We start from the raw sequence: 17,047 nt of genomic DNA, 5'->3' as shown, positions 1-17,047 counted from the left end.
CTACTCCGCCGGCCGCGTCTCTTCGAGCACGCTTTCCTCGTGATAGAGGAAGCCGCCGGATTGCCGCTTCCACAGCCTTGCATAGAGCCCGTCAAGCGCCACCAGCTCGTCATGCGTGCCTTGCTCGACGATGCGACCGCCGTCGAGCACCACCAGGCGGTCGAGCGCGGCGATCGTCGACAGCCGGTGGGCGATGGCGATAACCGTCTTGTTCTCCATCAGCCGGGCGAGGTTCTCCTGGATCGCCGCCTCGATGTCGGAATCGAGCGCCGACGTCGCCTCGTCGAGGATCAGGATCGGCGCGTCCTTCAGGAAGACACGGGCGATTGCCACGCGCTGGCGCTGGCCGCCTGACAGTTTCACGCCGCGCTCGCCGACAAAGGCCTCGTAGCCGGCCCGATCCCGGTTGTCGCGCAGGCCCAGGATGAAGTCATGCGCCTCGGCCTTCCTGGCCGCGGCGATCACCTCGGCGTCGCTGGCGTCTGGCATGCCGAGCTTGATGTTGTCACGCAGCGAACGGTGGAAGAGCGCCGTATCCTGGCTGACGACGCCGATATTGGCGCGCAGCGAATTCTGTGTCACCTCGGCAACGCTCTGGCCATCAATGGCGATCGACCCGCTTTCCAGGTCGTAGAGCCGCAGGATCAGATTGGCGAGCGTGGTCTTGCCGGCGCCCGATGGCCCGACCAGCCCGACCTTCTCGCCCGGCTTGACGACAAGGTCGATGCCGTTCAGCACGCCGAACCCCTTGCCGTAGTGGAACTCGACATTTTTCACCTCGATGCGTCCGCCGGTCACCACAAGCTCCTTGGCGTCGGGTGCATCGACGAGGCCCAGCGGCTGCGAGATCAGTGCCTTGGAGTTCTCCAGCACGCCGAGATTCCGCAGAATGCCGTTGAGCTGCATCATCAACCGGCCGAGCAGCATGTTAAGCCGCAGCACCAGCGACAGGGTGAAGGCGACCGCGCCGACGGTGATCGAGCCCTCGACCCAGAGATAGACGGCAAAGCAGCCGATCGCCGTGATCATGATGCCCGACAGCGTCGTCAGCGCCATGCGCACGCCGGTCAGCCGGCGGGTGAAGGGGCGCAGCGCGTCGAGATAGATGTCGAAACCGTTCCTGATGTAACGGTCGTCGCCATCGGCCGAGAACAGTTTCAACGTCTGCACGTTGGAATAGGAATCGACGATGCGGCCATTGATCATCGAGCCTGCCTCGGCCGTGGCCTCGGCATTCTTGCGGATCGCCGGCAGATAGAGTCTTGCCAGCAAGCCGAAGGCCACGATCCAGACCACCACCAACGCCGCCAGCCGCAGATCCAACCCTGCGACCAGGGCCAGCGTCGTCACCGTATAGACGAGCATGAACCAGACGACCTCGATGAAGCTTTCCATCAGGTCGCCGGTGGCTTGTCCCGCCTGCCAGACTTTCGTCGCGATGCGGCCGGCGAAATCGTTCTGGAAGAAGGCGTAGGACTGGCGCGAGACATGCCGATGCGCCTGCCAGCGCACCAGATTGTAGAAGCCGGGCGTGATCGTCTGCTCGTCGACCAGCGCCGACAGGCCGACGACGACGGTGCGGATGACCAGCACGACCGCGATCATGAACACCAGTTCGGGGCCGGCGGCGGCCCACAGTGCATGCCAGCTGCGTTCGCCGGGAAGCTGGTCGAGGATATCGACCAGCCGCCCGACGAAGTAGAACAGACCGGCCTCGACCAGCGGCGCGATGCCGCCGATCACCAGCATGGCAAAAAAGGCGAACTTCGCCTGGCCGACATAGTGCCAGAGAAAACCGCCGACGCTCGATGGCGGCCGAAGATTGGCCGGCTCCCTGAACGGGTAGACCCAGTTCTCGAACCAGCGATAGATGGCTGTCATCATGCGGCGGCCATCATTCTGCGGCTTGCCCCTTCGCGATCACGTCGTTGGCGACCTCGGCCGGTATGTCCTCGAGCAGGAACCCGCCCGACTGGCGCTGCCAGAGCTGCGCGTAGAGCCCGCCCCTGGCGACCAGTTCGTCGTGCGAACCTTCCTCGATGACACGGCCCTGATCCATCACCACGAGCCTGTCCATCGCCGCGATGGTCGACAGGCGGTGTGCGATGGCGATGACGGTCTTGCCCTGCATGAGCTTGTAGAGGTTCTCCTGGATGGCCGCCTCCGCCTCGGAATCCAGCGCCGACGTCGCCTCGTCAAGGATAAGTATCGGCGCATCCTTCAACATAACGCGAGCAATGGCGATGCGTTGCCGCTGGCCGCCGGACAATTTGACGCCACGGTCGCCGACATAGGCGTCAAACCCCTTGCGGCCCTTGTGATCCGCGAGGCCGCCAATGAAGTCCAGCGCTTCGGCCCGCCGCGCCGCCTCGACAAGCATCTCGTCCGATGCATCGGGCCGGCCGTAGAGGATGTTCTCGCGCACCGAACGATGCAGCAGCGAGGTGTCCTGCGTGACCATGCCGATCTGGGCGCGCAGCGAATCCTGCTTCACGCCGGCAATCTCCTGGCCGTCGATCAGGATCCTGCCGCTTTCCAGGTCGTAGAAGCGCAACAGCAGATTGACCAGTGTCGACTTGCCGGCGCCCGATCGACCGACAATGCCGACCTTCTCGCCCGGCTTCACCGTCAGCGACAGGTTTTCGATCACGCCTTTCTGCTTGCCATAGTGGAAGCGGATATCCTCGAAGCGGATCTCGCCCCTGGAAACGGCGATCTCCCTCGCGTCCGGCCTGTCCTCGACCAGCCGCGGCAGCGAGATCGAGGCGATTCCATCCTGCACCGTGCCGATATTCTCGAACAGGCCCGACATTTCCCACATGATCCACTGCGACATGCCCCACATCCTGAGCACCAGGCCGATGACCACGGCAACCGCACCGATCGTCACCACTTGCCCCATCCACAGCCACAGCGAGATGGCGGTGACGGAGAACAGCAGCAGGGCGTTCAGAATGTAGAGCGTGCCGAAAAGCACCGTCACCAGCCGCATCGACCGGTAGACCGTGTCGAGGAAGCCCATCATGCCTTCCCTGGCGAAAGTCGCCTCGCGCTTGGCATGGCTGAACAGCTTGACCGTCTGGATGTTGGAGTAGCTGTCGACGACGCGGCCGGTCATGACCGAGCGCGCATTGGCCTGCTCCTCGCCGACCTTGCCCAGGCGCGGGATGAAGTAGCGCAGCAAGAGGACGTAGCCGACCAGCCAGACCGCGAGAGGCGCGGCCAGCCGCCAGTCGGCCGAGCCGACGATCAACAGCATGCCCAGGAAATAGACGATGACGTAGTTGAGCACGTCGATCACCTTGATGACGCATTCGCGCACGGCGAGCGCCGTCTGCATCAGCTTGGTGGCGATGCGGCCGGCGAACTCGTCCTGGTAGAAGCTCATCGACTGGTTGAGCAGGTAGCGGTGCACCTGCCAGCGGATGCGCATGGGATAATTGCCCATCAGCGTCTGCTGGTTGAGCAGCGAATGCACCCATACCGTGCCCGGCAGCGCGAACAGCACGATGAAGGCCATTGCGGCGAGCTTCCAGCCCTCCGTCTGCAGGAAGGTTTCGCGATTCTGCCCCGACAGCCAGTCGACGATGCTGCCGAGGAAGCCGAACATCCACACTTCCGCTATGGCGATGGCCGCAACCAGCACCGCGTCGACGAGGATATAGGGCCATGCACCGCGCGTATAATGCAGGCAGAAGGCGACCAGCGTCTTGGGCGGCTCTACCGGTTCCGCTGCCGGGAACGGATCGAGCCTTCTTTCAAACCAGTTAAACAACAACATGGGTCATGCTCTTAAATCTGTTTTCCGCTCACGCGGCTTGGCGACGTACGAAGTCCCCGGCGGCGCCGAAGGCCGACGGTCCGGAATCATCCGGACCGTCGGCCCCGCTTCGCGCAATATAGGGGCTCGCGGGCTTTTCGCCGACAGGCTCGCTTGACGATCCTGACGGGGCGGTGTCGACAAGCCTGATTTTCGCGCCCGGCCGGATCAGCCGGATGATCCGGCGCACCAGCGAAGGCCGGCTGGGGTCCGGAACAGCGTGCGAGAAATCTACATCCGGCAGCATGCCGCGATGCGGCCGGCGCCGGACTTCGGCGTGGACCGCCGACGAATAGGTCTCGCCGATCAGCAGCGCCCAGGTCGGCAGCCGGTGGATATGCAGGCTCCTCGAGCCCGGTATTCTGTAGGGATCGAACATCGGTCCGTCCTCCGTATGAAAATAGAGATGGAAAGGCGAAGCAACATCGTCCGCCGGCATTCGGCCGGAGGCACGGATTGCGTCGGTCCGCAACCGACGCTCGGCGCCGGTCTGGACGTGTTCAGCTGGGGCGTTCAGCCCTTTTGGCTTTTTGAAAAACATCGCAGGATTCCTTCGACAACCGAAAAGGTGTTTCGGCGGGAATCGGTGCGATCAAGTCTTAGAGATTCAGGAGAATTGTCGAACCGAAGCCGCCGGCAGGCGTACAAGCCCACGAGAGGGGCGCTGGATGTGCATGGTCATCATGAGTGTCCCCTCCATCGGTTCGGGTTGACAATGCGACTGACATACCCGACTTCGCAGAAAATGGCCACCCGCAGGTCCAGCAATTTCCAAAACCGGGAAGCTCCTGTGGCCGATCTGCCACTTATTAGAAGGACGCGGAAATGAACCGTCGTCTCCGCATCGCGCTCTACCAGCCGGACATTGCCGGCAATACCGGGACAATCCTGCGCTTCGCCGCGTGCCTCGGCCTCGGCGTCGATATCATCGAACCGGCCGGCTTTCCGCTTTCCGACAAGGCGCTCAAGCGCGCCGGCATGGACTACCTCGAAATGGCTGCCCTGACCCGGCACATTGACTGGAACGCCTTCGAGGACTGGCGCAGGAAGGACAGGCACCGGCTGGTGCTTCTGTCGACCAAAGCTGCGGCCCCCTACACCAACTTCAGCTTTGCGGACGGCGACATCCTCCTGTTCGGCCGCGAATCCGCAGGCGTGCCGGATCTTGTCCATCAGGCCGCGGATGCGCGGCTGACCATCCCCATGCAGGGCAGCGCGCGCAGCATCAATGTCGCGCTCTCCGTCGCCATGGTGGCGGGCGAAGCCGTTCGGCAGCTCGGATAGGATCCGCGGCCCGTCGACGGCCCTGCCGTCGCCGACGGCAGCGGTTTCTCCGGCCATTCTCACCCAGGCGCACATCGCCTTCTCCTGTCATTTGCCCAATCGATGTTTCTTCGCTACAAGCTCAACTTAACTTGAGGTCAAGCGGAAAATCGGAAATGGCTCCAGTAACGGAATTGACGGTCGGCCAGGTGGCCATGCGCAGCGGCGTCGCGGTGTCGGCACTGCATTTCTATGAAGCGCGCGGGCTGATCCGCAGCCACCGCACGTCCGGCAACCAGCGCCGCTATGGCCGCGACGTGCTGCGGCGGGTGGCGATCATCAAGGTCGCGCAGGAAGTCGGCATCTCGCTGGCCGAGATCGGCGAGGCACTGGCCTCCCTGCCCGAAGGCCGCACGCCGACCCGCGACGACTGGGGCCTCTTGTCGACCGCCTGGCGCGACGCGCTCGACCACAAGATCGACCAGCTGAAGAAACTGCGCGACGGGCTGTCCGACTGCATCGGCTGCGGCTGCATGTCGATCGACAAATGCCCGCTCAGGAACAAGGGCGACCGGCTGGCCAGGGAAGGAACTGGGGCGCGCAGGCTGGTTCTTCCTTCTTCCCGTTCACGGGAAGAAGGTGCCTGAAAGGCGGATGACGGGCCAGCCCCAGCATTGAAAAATTCGCGCTGCCCTCACCTGCCTGCCGGTATCCTCTCCCGCAAGCGGCGCGAGGAAATCCTAGTCCGCCACCGGCAACCGCCTGATGGTGAATTCGATCAAATCACCCGGCCGCTCGAACCAGCTTTCGATCTCGGTCCAGTAGGCCTGCTTGGGAAAGCGCTCGAACCATTCCTTGGCCTTGAGGCGGGCATCGGAGCGCGGCAGGACGAAGGTCTCGCGCAGAAAACCGTCGCGCGGCATGCGGGCGCGTTCAGCCCGGCTTTGGTCGAGCCTCTTCTTCAGGCCATCCAGCGGCGGTCTTGCCGGCGTGCGCACGAAACAACTCCTTGCACAGCAGCGCATGACCCCGAAACCGGATTTCGGAAAGGATCATGCGCAAAACCAAAGTGACTTGACCCTGTCCTTTAAGAGATTAGGGATCGCGCCCGGAAAAGACGAGTCTTTTGTCGACTCACCGCCCAGCAACCGGAGAAGGCGCTTTGGAACGACCTGAAATACCAGCTGGCCTGCCCGCCGACATCGAAGAGAAGAAGATGAAGGCGCGCCTGTGGTTCGAGGCGCTGCGCGAACGCATCTGCGGTGCCTTCGAGCAGATCGAGCAGGATCTCCAGGGGCCGCTGGCCTCATGGTCGCCGGGCCGTTTCGAAAAGACGCCTTGGGAACGCGATGCCGGCAAGGGTGGCGGCGGCACCATGTCGATGATGCATGGCCGCGTCTTCGAGAAGATCGGCGTCCACACCTCGACCGTTTACGGCGAGTTCTCGCCCGAATTCAGGAAGCAGATGCCCGGCGCCGAGGAAGACCCGCGTTTCTGGGCCTCCGGCATCTCGCTGATCGCGCACCCCTGGAACCCCAACGTTCCGGCCGTGCACATGAACACGCGCATGGTGGTCACCTCGAGGCAATGGTTCGGTGGCGGCGCCGATCTGACGCCGGTGCTCGACCGCCGCCGCACCCAGGACGACCCCGACACTGTCGCCTTCCACCGCGCCATGCAGTTCGCTTGCGAAAAGAACGCCGCCGTCGCCGACCACCCGAAATTCAAGGCATGGTGCGACGAGTACTTCTTCCTGCCCCACCGCAACGAGCCGCGCGGCGTTGGCGGCATCTTTTTCGACTGGCTGCATTCCGCAGAAGACAAGGGCGGCTGGAACGCCGACTTCAACTTCGTCCAGGACGTCGGACGCTCCTTCCTCGTCGTCTACGGCCACCTCGTGCGCGCCAATTTCAACGAGAACTGGACGGACGGCGACCGCGATGAACAGCTCATCCGCCGTGGCCGCTATGTCGAGTTCAACCTGCTTCACGACCGCGGCACCATCTTCGGCCTGAAGACCGGCGGCAATGTCGCCTCGATCCTCTCCAGCCTGCCGCCCGAGGTGCGCTGGCCGTAAGGTCAGCCGGAGCAATTCCGTCTGGAATTGCGTCAAGCCAGCGAGGCAGGGAGGGCGGTGCACGATGCTTTGATGCAACCAGACCGCCCCTCCCGTGTTATAGTCCTCGCCCTGCCCGCGTCCGGGAATGGACCGTGGGCCAAAAATGTGGCGGAGCCCCGACCGGCTCCCTGGAGGAAAAGGAGAAATCCGATGAAGCAGTTTCACTGCGGCTCGCTTGTTCCCGGCTGTGAGTGGCACACCCGTGCCGACGAGGAAGCCGAAGTGATGCGCCGTGCCGTCGAACATATGCGCGAGACGCATGGCGAGACGACCATCCGCGAAACCATGATCGAGGCGATCCGCTCGCGCATCGAGAAGGTTCGCGACGCCGCGTAGGCTTTGCCCTGACAGGAGCCATCGGCAACGGAAAACCAGCCGCGTTGGCGCTTCAAGATTGGCTGGAAGCGCCATCGCGAACGCCGGGCGAGCCGGACCCCGCAGGGTCAAAAAATTATATTTGCCTCAGCTAAAGTAAACCGCACGGTAACCGAACCCGTGCCACTGTCGCGCGGATAATCCGGCTACAGTGGGCTGCCAGAGAAGCCCGTCGCCACCAGGGCACTGATCCGGACCGGTGGGGCGAGGTGTTTCGCGCATGCGCGAAAAGTCCGGCAGTCGAAGGAGGTTCCGCACGGTGGCGCTCCTGCTGTGCGCGCTCATCGGGGCGTTCCCGGCTGCAGCACAGGAAATGACGACATCGCTGGTCGACATACATCAGGGCTCGCCACTCAGCGATCGCGCGAGAAGCCTCGGCAATGGCGGCTACGAACTGCAGAACGGGACCTTTGTTTCGTTCAACCAATGGTACCGCGCGCGCTGGGTCGACATGCATGTGGACCTGCTCACCCAGATCACCGAAGATACCGGCATCCTTTGGGGCTTTGGAACCGGCGAAGAGGGCGAGAAGTATCGGATCGAGCCCAGCCTCAAGCTCGGGTTCGTCACCCAGATGCATCCGAACCCGAACAGCACGCTTTCCCTTTCGCTCACCACCACCATCGGCGGCAAGCTTACCGAAAAAGCCTGCGAAGCCGACTACGGTGATTTTGGCACCTACAGCGTCAATTGCCGGCTTGCGGCGAGCCAGTTGGCGCCTGAGGAAACCTTGAAATATCTGGTTAACGCTAAACCGGAGAGCCAGCACATCTGGCTGAATTACCGTGTAACTTTCTGATCGCCGGGAGGATGAAAAATGAGAAGATCATCCCGCCCCGAAATGCGCGATCACCCGTCGTGGTTCTTGTTTGAACGGAGTAAGATCATGTCACGGAGTTGCTTGAAATTCGGCGTCGCCACGGCTCTCGCCATCCTGTCGGCACCGATGGCGTCGGCGCAGGAGGCGGTCAACGCGGACGAGATGGCCGCGTTGTGCCACGGCGGCGGTCTGTCCACCTGCGTCAGCGCAACGATCCCGGCCGCGGGCACGCAAGTGGTACAGGGGTGGATGAGCCCCGATGTCGGCGCCGCCTGGGCCGCGGGATACAAGGGCAAGGGCGTCACGATTACGATCGTCGACGATTTCTCCAGTACGTCGCGCTTTTCCGGCAATTTCGGTGTTGGGGCTCAAACCCAGCGCCACGGCGAATGGACGCGTGAGGAAACCGCCATGATCGCGCCCTTGGCGACCATCCGGTCGAAGGATTTCTCAACCGGCTCGGCCGTCGGCCTGGCGCCCGGCCTGAATGTGCTCAATCTGAGCTACGGCATGTACGCCAAGGCGGGCTACCGCTCGAACCAGATCGGGTGGGCCCAGGAGGAAGCCTCCATCATCTCTTATGCCACCAACGGAACGGCAGTCGTTTCGAAAGCCGCGGGCAACGATTCGGTTGCCGTGGGCGGGATCACGAACGGCCAGCAGGACTATCTCGACCTTGCCCTGATCGGAAAACCATCCGCGATCTTCGTCGGCGCACTGTCCACCAACGGCACGACGTCCAGCAAGGCCCAGCTTGCCTGGTATTCCAACACCGCCGGCTCCAATGCGGCGGTGCAAAGCCACTTCCTGGTGGTTGGTGTCGATGGCAGCAAGACGGGCCTTTATGGCACCTCCTTCGCCGCGCCGATCATTTCAGGATACGCGGCGATCATCGGCAGCAAATTCACCAAGGCCACGGCGACCCAGATCACCAACGACCTGCTCAACACGGCACGTACCGACACGCTGGTCAACTATAACCCCTCCGTCTACGGCAAGGGCGAGGCAAGCCTTTCGCGCGCCCTGGCCCCCGTGGCGATCAAGTAGGAGAGCGACATCGGTTTTTGATCGGCGACGTCAAACCGCAGGCGCGGCCGTCCGGCCAGGCTCCAGTCTAAGTTTCGAGCGCCTTCGCGGCGCGGTCGAGCAGCGCGCCGCGATCAGGGGCAAATCCGGCCTCGATCCATTCCGCCTCGAGGTTCTTGAGGATTTCGCCGAGCTTTGGCCCAGGCGTTGCGCCGAGCGCCGTCAGATCGGCGCCTTTCAGCGGAAACACCGGTTTTTCCCATTTGAGCGCGAAGGCCAGCAGGCGCGAAAAGCCGCCGGCTTCGAGCAGCGCGTCAGTGTTCTCGACAGCGCGCACCCTGGCCCCGGCAAGCGACAGCCGCAGGCGGTCAACAAACCCTTGCCGCTCGCCGCGATAAAGCCTTTTCGCCAGTTCGCCCTCGGTCGTCTTCGGCTCGACGGCGGTGGCCACTGCCCAGTGGCGCAAGCGGTCGGATTCCGCGGTCGAAAACCGGAGCCGCTCGGCGAGCGTCTTCATGCGCGCTGCATCCGGCGGCACGATCGCCTCAAGCCGCAGCATCGGGTCCGCCGGCCAGCCCAGATCTTTCTCGGCCTTGGTCAGCCCGTGGATGGCGTCGATGCCCCATTTCTCGCTTTCCGGCAGCGCGGCGGTCAGGACACCAGCCTGGCGCATCCACAGCAGCGCCCGCGAGGGGTCAGGCGCCGAAAGCAGTTTCTTCAGTTCGGACCAGATGCGCTCCGCCGAAAGTTGCGCCAGGCCCTCCTTTAGCCGGGCGCAGGCTTTCAGCCCCTCGGCATCCGGCCGGCCTTCGCCATACCAGGCGAAGAAGCGGAAGAAGCGCAGGATGCGCAGATAATCCTCGCGGATGCGTGCTTCCGCATCACCGATGAAGCGCAGCCGCCGCGCCTCGATATCGGCGATACCGCCGACCAGGTCGACGATGCTGCCGTCGGCCTCGGCATAGAGCGCGTTGATGGTGAAGTCGCGCCGCTCGGCATCCAGCTTCCAGTCGCGCCCGAACGACACTTTGGCGCGGCGGCCGTCGGTCTCGACATCGGCGCGCAAGGTGGTGATTTCATAGGGCTTGCCGCCGGCGACCACAGTGATGGTGCCGTGCTCGATGCCGGTCGGCACCGGCTTGAAACCTTCCGCCTCGGCGCGGCGGATGGTTTCGTCGGGCAAACAGGTCGTGGCGATGTCGACATCAGCGACCGGCTGGCCCATCAGCGTGTTGCGCACCGCGCCGCCGGCGATACGCGCCTCTTCACTGCCTTGCGAAAGGGCGGAAAGCAGGCGCTGCAAATGCTTGTCGGCAAGCCAGTTGGCCCTGCCAGCGATCGAAACACTCACGCATAGAGCCTTTCATAGAGCGTGCGGATGATGCCGGCGGTGACGCCCCAGATACGCCGGTCGCCATAGGGCATGTCGTAAAAGAACCATTCGAGATCGTTCCACATGCGGCTGTCCCTGATATGGTTCGCAGGGTCCATCAGGAAGCGCAGCGGCACTTCGAACGCGGCATCGACCTCGTCGATGTTCAAGGTCAACCCGAAGCCGGGCCGCACGATGCCCAGGACAGGCGCTATGCGGTAGCCGCTGCCGGCGACGTAGTCGGGCATGCGGCCGATGATCTCGATGCGGTCCTGGTCGAGGCCGATCTCCTCGAAGGTTTCACGCAGCGCCGCCGCCTCCGGGCTGGCATCGGTGGCATCGATGGTGCCCCCGGGAAAGGCCACCTGCCCCGAATGGCTGCGCAGCTTTTCGGCCCGTTTGGTCAACAGAACCGTCGCCTCGCCGTCATGATCGACCACCGGGATCAGCACCGCCGCATTGCGCAGCGGCTTGCCCTGGTTCAGCCGCGGATGACCCGGATTGAAGCGATGGTCGCCATAGTCGTCGCCGGCATGCGCATCCGGCTGCGCGGCGAAGCGCGCGCGAAAATCAGCCGATGAGAACGGCACCCGTGACAGCTGGTCCATCATGCGCTCAGCCGTTTCAACTGGTCCGCCGGCATGATCGGAAACACCGCGCCTTTGGAGCGCACGGCAAACATGGTCTTGCCGCCGATCTCGATCTCCTCGCCATGCCCGACCAGTTCATACATGACAGGCCGCCCCACCAGCGCTTCCAGCCGGCCGCGCACCAGCACATAGGGCTTCAGGCCGCCTGTCTCGTTCTCGTCGACGAAGCGCAGCGGCCGTTCCGGCCCGGCCTCGACCACATCGCCGACATTGGTGCGGAAGGTGATGATCTGTTCGTCGCCACTGCCCGAAACGTCCATTTCGACGGCGATGAACGGCGCATCGGCGACGCGGATGCCGACCTTTTCCACAGGCGTCACCAGATAGGTCCTGCCGTCGGCGTCCTTGCGCAGCACGGAGGAGAAAAGCTGCACCAGCGGCATGCGGCCGATCGGGGTGCCGAGATAAAACCAGGTGCCGTCGGCCTTGATCTCCATGTCGAGATCGCCGCAGAAGTCGGGATTCCAGCGCTCGACGGGCGCCGCGCCCTTGCCGGCACGCGCCGCGCGCGAGATCAACGCCTCCAGGCCGCGCGCCTCGGTTGCCTGCGTAAGGCTTTGTTGGCGATGTTCGTCGTGTTCCGTCATCGTCACGAAATAGTCACTGTTGTTCCGCTTGTCAGCCTAAGTCTGTGATTTAAGTTCGACCATAGGCGCTACGCGAGGCCGAATCGCGGCGACATATGATATGGTGCGGGCCGGTATTTCCAACCAAAGGGATCGAGCCGAATGAGCGTGATGGTCAAGGAAAGCCCGATCAGCGAAACGGACATGATCGCCGAGGCCGAAAAGGCGCTGGCCGACATTTCCAGGATCCGCGACGGGGTCGGCCGGGTAATCTTCGGCCAGGAGGCTGTCGTCGAGCGCACTTTGGTGGCGCTGCTGGCCGGCGGCCATGCGCTGCTGGTCGGCGTTCCCGGCCTTGCCAAGACCAAGCTGGTCGAAACGCTGGGCGTCGTGCTTGGCCTCGATTCGCGCCGCATCCAGTTCACCCCCGACCTGATGCCGTCGGACATTCTCGGCTCCGAGGTGATGGAGCAGGACGAGACCGGCAAGCGTTCCTTCCGCTTCATCTCCGGGCCGATCTTCGCCCAGCTGCTGATGGCCGACGAGATCAACCGCGCCTCGCCGCGTACCCAGTCGGCGCTGCTGCAGGCCATGCAGGAGTATCACGTCACCATCGCCGGCGCCCGCTATGACCTGCCCGCACCTTTCCATGTGCTGGCAACGCAGAACCCGCTGGAGCAGGAAGGCACCTATCCGCTGCCCGAAGCCCAGCTCGACCGCTTCCTGATGCAGGTCGATATCCTCTATCCCGAAATCGAGGCCGAGCGCCGCATCCTGCTCGAAACCACCGGCATCGAGGATGCCAAGGCGCAGAACGTGCTGCAGCCGGCCCGGCTGAAGGAGATCCAGACGCTGATCCGCCGCATGCCGGTGCCCGAAAGCGTCGTCGAGGCGATCCTCACCCTGGTGCGCTCGGCGCGTCCCGGGCAGGGCAATGCCGAGACCGACAAACATGTCGCCTGGGGCCCCGGCCCGCGCGCCAGCCAGGCGCTGATGCTGTGCACACGCGCCCGCGCGCTCTACGACGGACGGCTGGCGCCTTCGGTCGACGATGTGCGGGCTCTGGCCGAGCCGGTGCTGCAGCATCGCATGGCGCTGACCTTCGCGGCCCGCGCCGAAGGCACGAGCGTGCGCGACGTGGTGGCGAAACTCGTGAAAGGGATTTGATGGCGCGTATCGGCGAGGTCCAGGCTCCGGCAGCGACGCGCGACGCGCTCGCCCGTGGCCGGTTGCGGGCTTCGCTTGTGCCCGACCTGCTGGTCGAGGCACGGCGCATCGTCAACACCGTGATCGCCGGCTGGCATGGCCGCCGCAAGCGCGGCATCGGTGAGAATTTCTGGCAGTTTCGGCCCTATGTCGAAGGCGATTCCTCGCGCATCGATTGGCGCCGCTCGGCCCGCGACGACCACACTTATGTGCGCGACCGCGAATGGGAGGCCGCCCATACGGTATGGCTGTGGGCCGACCCCTCGCCGTCCATGCTTTACAAATCGACCGGCGCCAGCGTCTCCAAGCAATCGCGTGCGCTGGTGCTGGCGCTGGCCATGGCCGAATTGTTGTCGCGCAGCGGCGAGCGCATCGCCTGGCCTGATCTGACCGACCCCTTCACCGCCCGCAATGGCGCCGAGCGCATCGCCGCCCAGCTCATGCATGCCGGCGACCTGCCGGCAAAGCCCGACCTCTCCGACATCAGGCGCTTCTGCGACATCGTCATTGCCAGCGATTTCCTCGATCCGGTCGAGGAAACGATGGAATGGCTCGACGTGCTCGCCCGCCACGGCGTGCGCGCCCATCTGATCGAGGTCGCCGACCCGGCCGAGGAGACCTTCCCTTATGCCGGCCGCACCGAGTTCACCGATCCCGAGACCGGAGACAAGCTGACCGCCGGACGCGCCGAAATGCTGGGCGACGAATACCGCCTGCTCTACGCCGCCCGCCGCCAGGAGCTGGCCGCATGGTGCAAGCGGCTCGGCTGGAGTTTTACCGTCAACCACACCGATCGGCTGGCGTCCGACGCGCTGGTGCGCCTCCACATGGCGATGACCGCCGATGGCGGCTATGCCGGTAGCGGTCGTGCTGGTCAATTCGGGCCGACCGGTGCTGGCGCTCGTGCCGGCATGATCGCCACTGGCGATCAGCCAGGAAAGGTGGTTGGCGCATGAACTGGCTGCCGCTCTCCTTTGGCGCTCCCATGGTGCTGTGGGGCCTGCTGGCGCTGCCGGTGATCTGGTGGCTGCTCAGGCTGACGCCGCCCAAGCCGCAGGCCGAGATCTTCCCGCCGCTGAAGATCCTGGCGCGCGTCCTGAAGCGCGAGGAGACGCCGCATCAAAGCCCCTGGTGGCTGACGCTGCTCAGACTGCTGATGGCCGGCCTCATCGTCGCCGCTTTGGCCGAACCGGTCTTCAACCCGCGCGAAAAACTGCCGGCCGAGGGTGCGGCCCTTGCGCTGGTCATCGACAATGACTGGGCAAGTGCGGCCGACTGGAACAAGCGCGTCGCCACCGCCGAGCGGCTGATCAAGGACGCCGGCTCGAACGGCGTCCCCGTCATCATCGCCTTCACCGCCGAAAAACCCAACGCCGAGATCGGCCCCTTCGATGCCGCCGCCGCGCTCGACCGGCTGCGCGCCGCCAAGCCGCGGCCGATCCCGACCGACCGGCCCGCCGTCTATGCCCGCGTCGCCGGCGTGCTGGAGAATTTGCCCGGCGCCAGCGTCGCCGTGCTGGCCGACGGCCTGGCGGCCAAAGGCGACGAAGCCGCCTTCAACACGCTCTTGTCGAAGAATGCCGCGCGCGTGGTGTGGGCAACGGCCGACCGCCTTTCGCTGACCGGGCTTACCGCCGCCGACAACCAGGTCGACGGTTTCGCGCTCACCGCCATCCGCGCACCGGGCGATCCGGCGCCCGCACAGGTCACCGCCGGCGCCTTCGACGACAAGGGCCGCCGTATCGCCGATGCGACGCTGACCTTCGCGCCCGGCGAAGCCACCGCCACCGGCACCATGGGGGTGCCGTTCGAGCTGCGCAACGACTTCGCCTCGATCGCGCTCGACGGCGAGCGCCAGGCGGGTGCGGTGCGCGTGCTCGACGAAAGCTCCAAGCGCCGCCGCGTCGGGCTCTTGTCGCAGGCCGAGGCCGACCAGGCGCAGCCGCTTCTGTCGCCGCTCTACTACATCAGGCGCGCGCTGCAGCCCTTCGCCGACCTGGTTGAACCCTCCAGCGCCGATCTCGCCGACGCCATCCCGCAGATCCTCGACCAGAAGCCGGCTATGATCATCATGGCCGATATCGGCACCATTCCCGCACAGGTCCGGCAAAGGCTGGTCGACTGGGTCGACAATGGCGGGACGCTGGTGCGTTTTGCCGGCTCGCGGCTGGCCGCCGCCGGCAATGACGACGATCTGCTGCCGGTCCGCCTGCGCACAGGCGAGCGTTCGCTCGGCGGCGCGCTGTCCTGGACATCGCCGCAGCCGGTCACCGAATTTCCCAAGGCCGGTCCCTTCGCCGATCTGGCGCCGCCTACGGAAGTCACCGTGAGCAGGCAGGTGCTGGCCGAACCGACACCCGACATCGTCGAACGCACCTGGGCCGCTCTTGCCGACGGCACGCCGCTGGTCACCGGGCTGAAGAAAGGCAAGGGCACGCTGGTGCTGTTCCATGTCACGCCGGAGGCAACCTGGTCGAACCTGCCGATCTCGGGCAGCTTCGTCGAGATGCTGCGCCGTATCGTGCAGCTGTCGCGCAACCAGGGCGCGGCGATCGCCAATGCCGAAGCCGCCGCCACGTCGCTGGCGCCCTATCGCATGATCGCCGCCGACGGCTCGCTGGTGCCGCCGACGCCGGATGCGCGGCCACTGGTACCGGGCGCCGGCGTACCGGTGACCTTCGAGAACCCGCCTGGCCTTTACGGCTCGGAGACCGGCGTCTTCGCCCACAATCTGCTCGATGCCGCAAGCACGTTCGTGCCGCTGGCCCGCCCGCAACTGACCGTTCCGGTGACATCAATCCAGTACGCCTTCGATGAATCCCGAAATCTGAAGGGTTCGCTGGTCACGGCCGCGCTGGTGCTGATGCTGCTCGACACGCTGGCGGTGTTCTGGATGGGCGGGCTGTTCTCGCGCCGGCGGCGCCGTGCCGGCGCGGCGGCCACCACCGCGGCCGTCCTGATCGCGCTTGGCGCGCTTTTCGGGCACGCCGATTTCGCCCGCGCCGACGATGCCAAGCCAGGCGACGAAGCGGCCGTCACGGCGATTTCGAAGACCCGCATCGCCTATGTGCTGACCGGCGTGCCGGGCGACGATTCGATCAGCCGCGCCGGGCTCGAGGGCCTGACCCGCTTCCTGATCGAGAAGACCGCGCTCGAACCCGGCGCACCGGCCGGCGTCGACATTGCCAAGGACGAGTTGTCCTTCTATCCGCTGATCTACTGGCCGATCGATCCGGCCGCCCCCATGCCGAGCCAGGCCGCCATCGCCCGCATCGACGCCTATATGCAGCAGGGCGGCACGGTGCTGTTCGACACGCGCGACCAGTTCGCCAACGGCATCGGCGCCGATTCCACCAGCCCGGCGACCGAGCGGCTGCGCGACATCCTCGGCAACCTCAACGTACCGCCGCTGGAGCCGGTGCCGTCGGACCACGTGCTGACCAAATCCTTCTTCATCCTGCCGGAATTCCCCGGCCGCTTCAGTGGCAGCCCGCTCTGGGTCGAGGCCTCGCTCGACGCCAGCAATGCCGACAACCGGCCGGTGCGCACAGGCGACGGCGTCTCGCCGATCATGATCACCGCCAATGATTTCGCCGGCGCCTGGGCGGTCGACGAGAATGGCGACCCGTTGCTGCCGACCGTGCCGGCCGACCCGATGCAGCGGGTCTACGCGCTGCGCGCCGGCGTCAACATCATGATGTACATGCTGACCGGCAACTACAAATCCGACCAGGTGCATGTCCCCATCCTGCTCGAACGGCTGGGGCAGTAGGATGAGGTTCTTTATTGCACCTCCGCAGATCGACCCTCCCCAACAACGGGAGGATAAG

At 64.9% G+C, this 17,047-nt stretch carries 16 protein-coding genes; 9 read left to right on the top strand and 7 right to left on the bottom strand.

Features of this window, described 5'->3' with window-relative positions; translation table 11 throughout:
* Genes JG746_RS11340 through JG746_RS11330 form a run of 3 tightly spaced genes read right to left on the bottom strand, consistent with a single transcriptional unit; the run spans position 1 to position 4,361 of the window.
* On the bottom strand, positions 1–1,884 hold the full coding sequence (locus JG746_RS11340; RefSeq protein ID WP_202358206.1) for an ABC transporter ATP-binding protein: 1,884 nt from the start codon (positions 1,882–1,884) through the stop codon (positions 1–3).
* A 10-nt stretch (positions 1,885–1,894) separates the two neighbouring features.
* Positions 1,895–3,781, bottom strand: a complete 1,887-nt coding sequence (locus JG746_RS11335) for an ABC transporter ATP-binding protein (protein ID WP_202358205.1) — start codon at positions 3,779–3,781, stop codon at positions 1,895–1,897.
* A 28-nt stretch (positions 3,782–3,809) separates the two neighbouring features.
* Positions 3,810–4,361, bottom strand: coding sequence for a hypothetical protein (locus JG746_RS11330; protein ID WP_202358204.1), 552 nt, complete (start codon positions 4,359–4,361; stop codon positions 3,810–3,812).
* A gap of 284 nt (positions 4,362–4,645) precedes the next feature.
* On the opposite strand from JG746_RS11330, the gene JG746_RS11325 reads away from it, so the two are divergent.
* Both JG746_RS11325 and soxR read left to right on the top strand, forming a co-directional pair.
* Complete coding sequence (locus tag JG746_RS11325; protein ID WP_202358203.1) at positions 4,646–5,104, top strand: tRNA (cytidine(34)-2'-O)-methyltransferase; 459 nt, start codon at positions 4,646–4,648, stop codon at positions 5,102–5,104.
* 155 nt (positions 5,105–5,259) lie between these two features.
* The gene (soxR, locus tag JG746_RS11320) at positions 5,260–5,730 is read left to right on the top strand and encodes a redox-sensitive transcriptional activator SoxR (RefSeq protein WP_202358202.1); all 471 of its coding nucleotides are present in this window, start codon (positions 5,260–5,262) and stop codon (positions 5,728–5,730) included.
* Positions 5,731–5,823: 93 nt separating this feature from the next.
* Here soxR and JG746_RS11315 read toward each other — a convergent pair whose 3' ends face one another.
* Positions 5,824–6,081: a hypothetical protein gene (locus JG746_RS11315; RefSeq protein ID WP_027030665.1), complete on the bottom strand. Its 258-nt coding sequence runs from the start codon at positions 6,079–6,081 to the stop codon at positions 5,824–5,826.
* A gap of 164 nt (positions 6,082–6,245) precedes the next feature.
* Between JG746_RS11315 and hemF the strand changes: the two genes are divergently transcribed.
* The 4 genes from hemF (at position 6,246) to JG746_RS11295 (ending at position 9,444) form a co-directional block, all read left to right on the top strand.
* Positions 6,246–7,160: an oxygen-dependent coproporphyrinogen oxidase gene (gene hemF, locus JG746_RS11310; RefSeq protein WP_202358201.1), complete on the top strand. Its 915-nt coding sequence runs from the start codon at positions 6,246–6,248 to the stop codon at positions 7,158–7,160.
* A gap of 192 nt (positions 7,161–7,352) precedes the next feature.
* The gene (locus JG746_RS11305; protein WP_027047304.1) at positions 7,353–7,538 is read left to right on the top strand and encodes a DUF1059 domain-containing protein; all 186 of its coding nucleotides are present in this window, start codon (positions 7,353–7,355) and stop codon (positions 7,536–7,538) included.
* Between the two features lie 259 nt (positions 7,539–7,797).
* Positions 7,798–8,376: a hypothetical protein gene (locus tag JG746_RS11300; protein WP_202358200.1), complete on the top strand. Its 579-nt coding sequence runs from the start codon at positions 7,798–7,800 to the stop codon at positions 8,374–8,376.
* Positions 8,377–8,463: 87 nt separating this feature from the next.
* Positions 8,464–9,444: a S8 family serine peptidase gene (locus tag JG746_RS11295; protein ID WP_202358199.1), complete on the top strand. Its 981-nt coding sequence runs from the start codon at positions 8,464–8,466 to the stop codon at positions 9,442–9,444.
* Between the two features lie 67 nt (positions 9,445–9,511).
* On the opposite strand, the gene JG746_RS11290 is transcribed toward JG746_RS11295, so the two are convergent.
* The 3 genes from JG746_RS11290 to JG746_RS11280 are packed head-to-tail and all read right to left on the bottom strand — an operon-like array spanning position 9,512 to position 12,032.
* Complete coding sequence (locus JG746_RS11290) at positions 9,512–10,774, bottom strand: CCA tRNA nucleotidyltransferase (protein ID WP_202358198.1); 1,263 nt, start codon at positions 10,772–10,774, stop codon at positions 9,512–9,514.
* The gene (locus tag JG746_RS11285; RefSeq protein WP_202358197.1) at positions 10,771–11,403 is read right to left on the bottom strand and encodes a CoA pyrophosphatase; all 633 of its coding nucleotides are present in this window, start codon (positions 11,401–11,403) and stop codon (positions 10,771–10,773) included. Before JG746_RS11285 ends, JG746_RS11290 begins: the two co-directional genes overlap by 4 nt.
* Positions 11,403–12,032 carry a DUF1285 domain-containing protein gene (locus JG746_RS11280; RefSeq protein ID WP_202359321.1) on the bottom strand — a complete coding sequence of 210 codons (630 nt, stop codon included), beginning with the start codon at positions 12,030–12,032 and terminating at the stop codon, positions 11,403–11,405. The genes JG746_RS11285 and JG746_RS11280 overlap by 1 nt, the downstream gene beginning before the upstream one ends.
* A gap of 141 nt (positions 12,033–12,173) precedes the next feature.
* Here JG746_RS11280 and JG746_RS11275 point away from each other — a divergent pair, with 141 nt between their 5' ends.
* The 3 genes from JG746_RS11275 to JG746_RS11265 are packed head-to-tail and all read left to right on the top strand — an operon-like array spanning position 12,174 to position 16,989.
* Positions 12,174–13,178, top strand: coding sequence for an AAA family ATPase (locus tag JG746_RS11275; protein ID WP_202358196.1), 1,005 nt, complete (start codon positions 12,174–12,176; stop codon positions 13,176–13,178).
* Positions 13,178–14,173, top strand: a complete 996-nt coding sequence (locus tag JG746_RS11270) for a DUF58 domain-containing protein (protein ID WP_202358195.1) — start codon at positions 13,178–13,180, stop codon at positions 14,171–14,173. The genes JG746_RS11275 and JG746_RS11270 overlap by 1 nt, the downstream gene beginning before the upstream one ends.
* A complete protein-coding gene (locus tag JG746_RS11265) occupies positions 14,170–16,989 on the top strand; it encodes a DUF4159 domain-containing protein (RefSeq protein ID WP_202358194.1) in 2,820 nt (939 codons plus the stop codon). The genes JG746_RS11270 and JG746_RS11265 overlap by 4 nt, the downstream gene beginning before the upstream one ends.
* Positions 16,990–17,047: the final 58 nt, after the last annotated feature.

The sequence above is a fragment of the Mesorhizobium sp. 113-3-3 genome (assembly GCF_016756495.1).
Lineage (GTDB): Bacteria > Pseudomonadota > Alphaproteobacteria > Rhizobiales > Rhizobiaceae > Mesorhizobium.
Note: the sequence above shows the minus strand (reverse complement) of the source record. Positions and strands in the feature narration are given on the sequence as shown.

Excerpts from the sequence above, each read along its gene's own strand:
- JG746_RS11340 (WP_202358206.1), bottom strand. The coding sequence starts at position 1,884 with ATGATGACAGCCATCTATCGCTGGTTCGAGAACTGGGTCTACCCGTTC.
- JG746_RS11335 (WP_202358205.1), bottom strand. The coding sequence starts at position 3,781 with ATGTTGTTGTTTAACTGGTTTGAAAGAAGGCTCGATCCGTTCCCGGCA.
- JG746_RS11330 (WP_202358204.1), bottom strand. The coding sequence starts at position 4,361 with ATGTTTTTCAAAAAGCCAAAAGGGCTGAACGCCCCAGCTGAACACGTC.
- JG746_RS11325 (WP_202358203.1), top strand. The coding sequence starts at position 4,646 with ATGAACCGTCGTCTCCGCATCGCGCTCTACCAGCCGGACATTGCCGGC.
- soxR (WP_202358202.1), top strand. The coding sequence starts at position 5,260 with ATGGCTCCAGTAACGGAATTGACGGTCGGCCAGGTGGCCATGCGCAGC.
- JG746_RS11305 (WP_027047304.1), top strand. The coding sequence starts at position 7,353 with ATGAAGCAGTTTCACTGCGGCTCGCTTGTTCCCGGCTGTGAGTGGCAC.
- JG746_RS11300 (WP_202358200.1), top strand. The coding sequence starts at position 7,798 with ATGCGCGAAAAGTCCGGCAGTCGAAGGAGGTTCCGCACGGTGGCGCTC.
- JG746_RS11295 (WP_202358199.1), top strand. The coding sequence starts at position 8,464 with ATGTCACGGAGTTGCTTGAAATTCGGCGTCGCCACGGCTCTCGCCATC.
- JG746_RS11285 (WP_202358197.1), bottom strand. The coding sequence starts at position 11,403 with ATGGACCAGCTGTCACGGGTGCCGTTCTCATCGGCTGATTTTCGCGCG.
- JG746_RS11280 (WP_202359321.1), bottom strand. The coding sequence starts at position 12,032 with ATGACGGAACACGACGAACATCGCCAACAAAGCCTTACGCAGGCAACC.
- JG746_RS11275 (WP_202358196.1), top strand. The coding sequence starts at position 12,174 with ATGAGCGTGATGGTCAAGGAAAGCCCGATCAGCGAAACGGACATGATC.
- JG746_RS11270 (WP_202358195.1), top strand. The coding sequence starts at position 13,178 with ATGGCGCGTATCGGCGAGGTCCAGGCTCCGGCAGCGACGCGCGACGCG.
- JG746_RS11265 (WP_202358194.1), top strand. The coding sequence starts at position 14,170 with ATGAACTGGCTGCCGCTCTCCTTTGGCGCTCCCATGGTGCTGTGGGGC.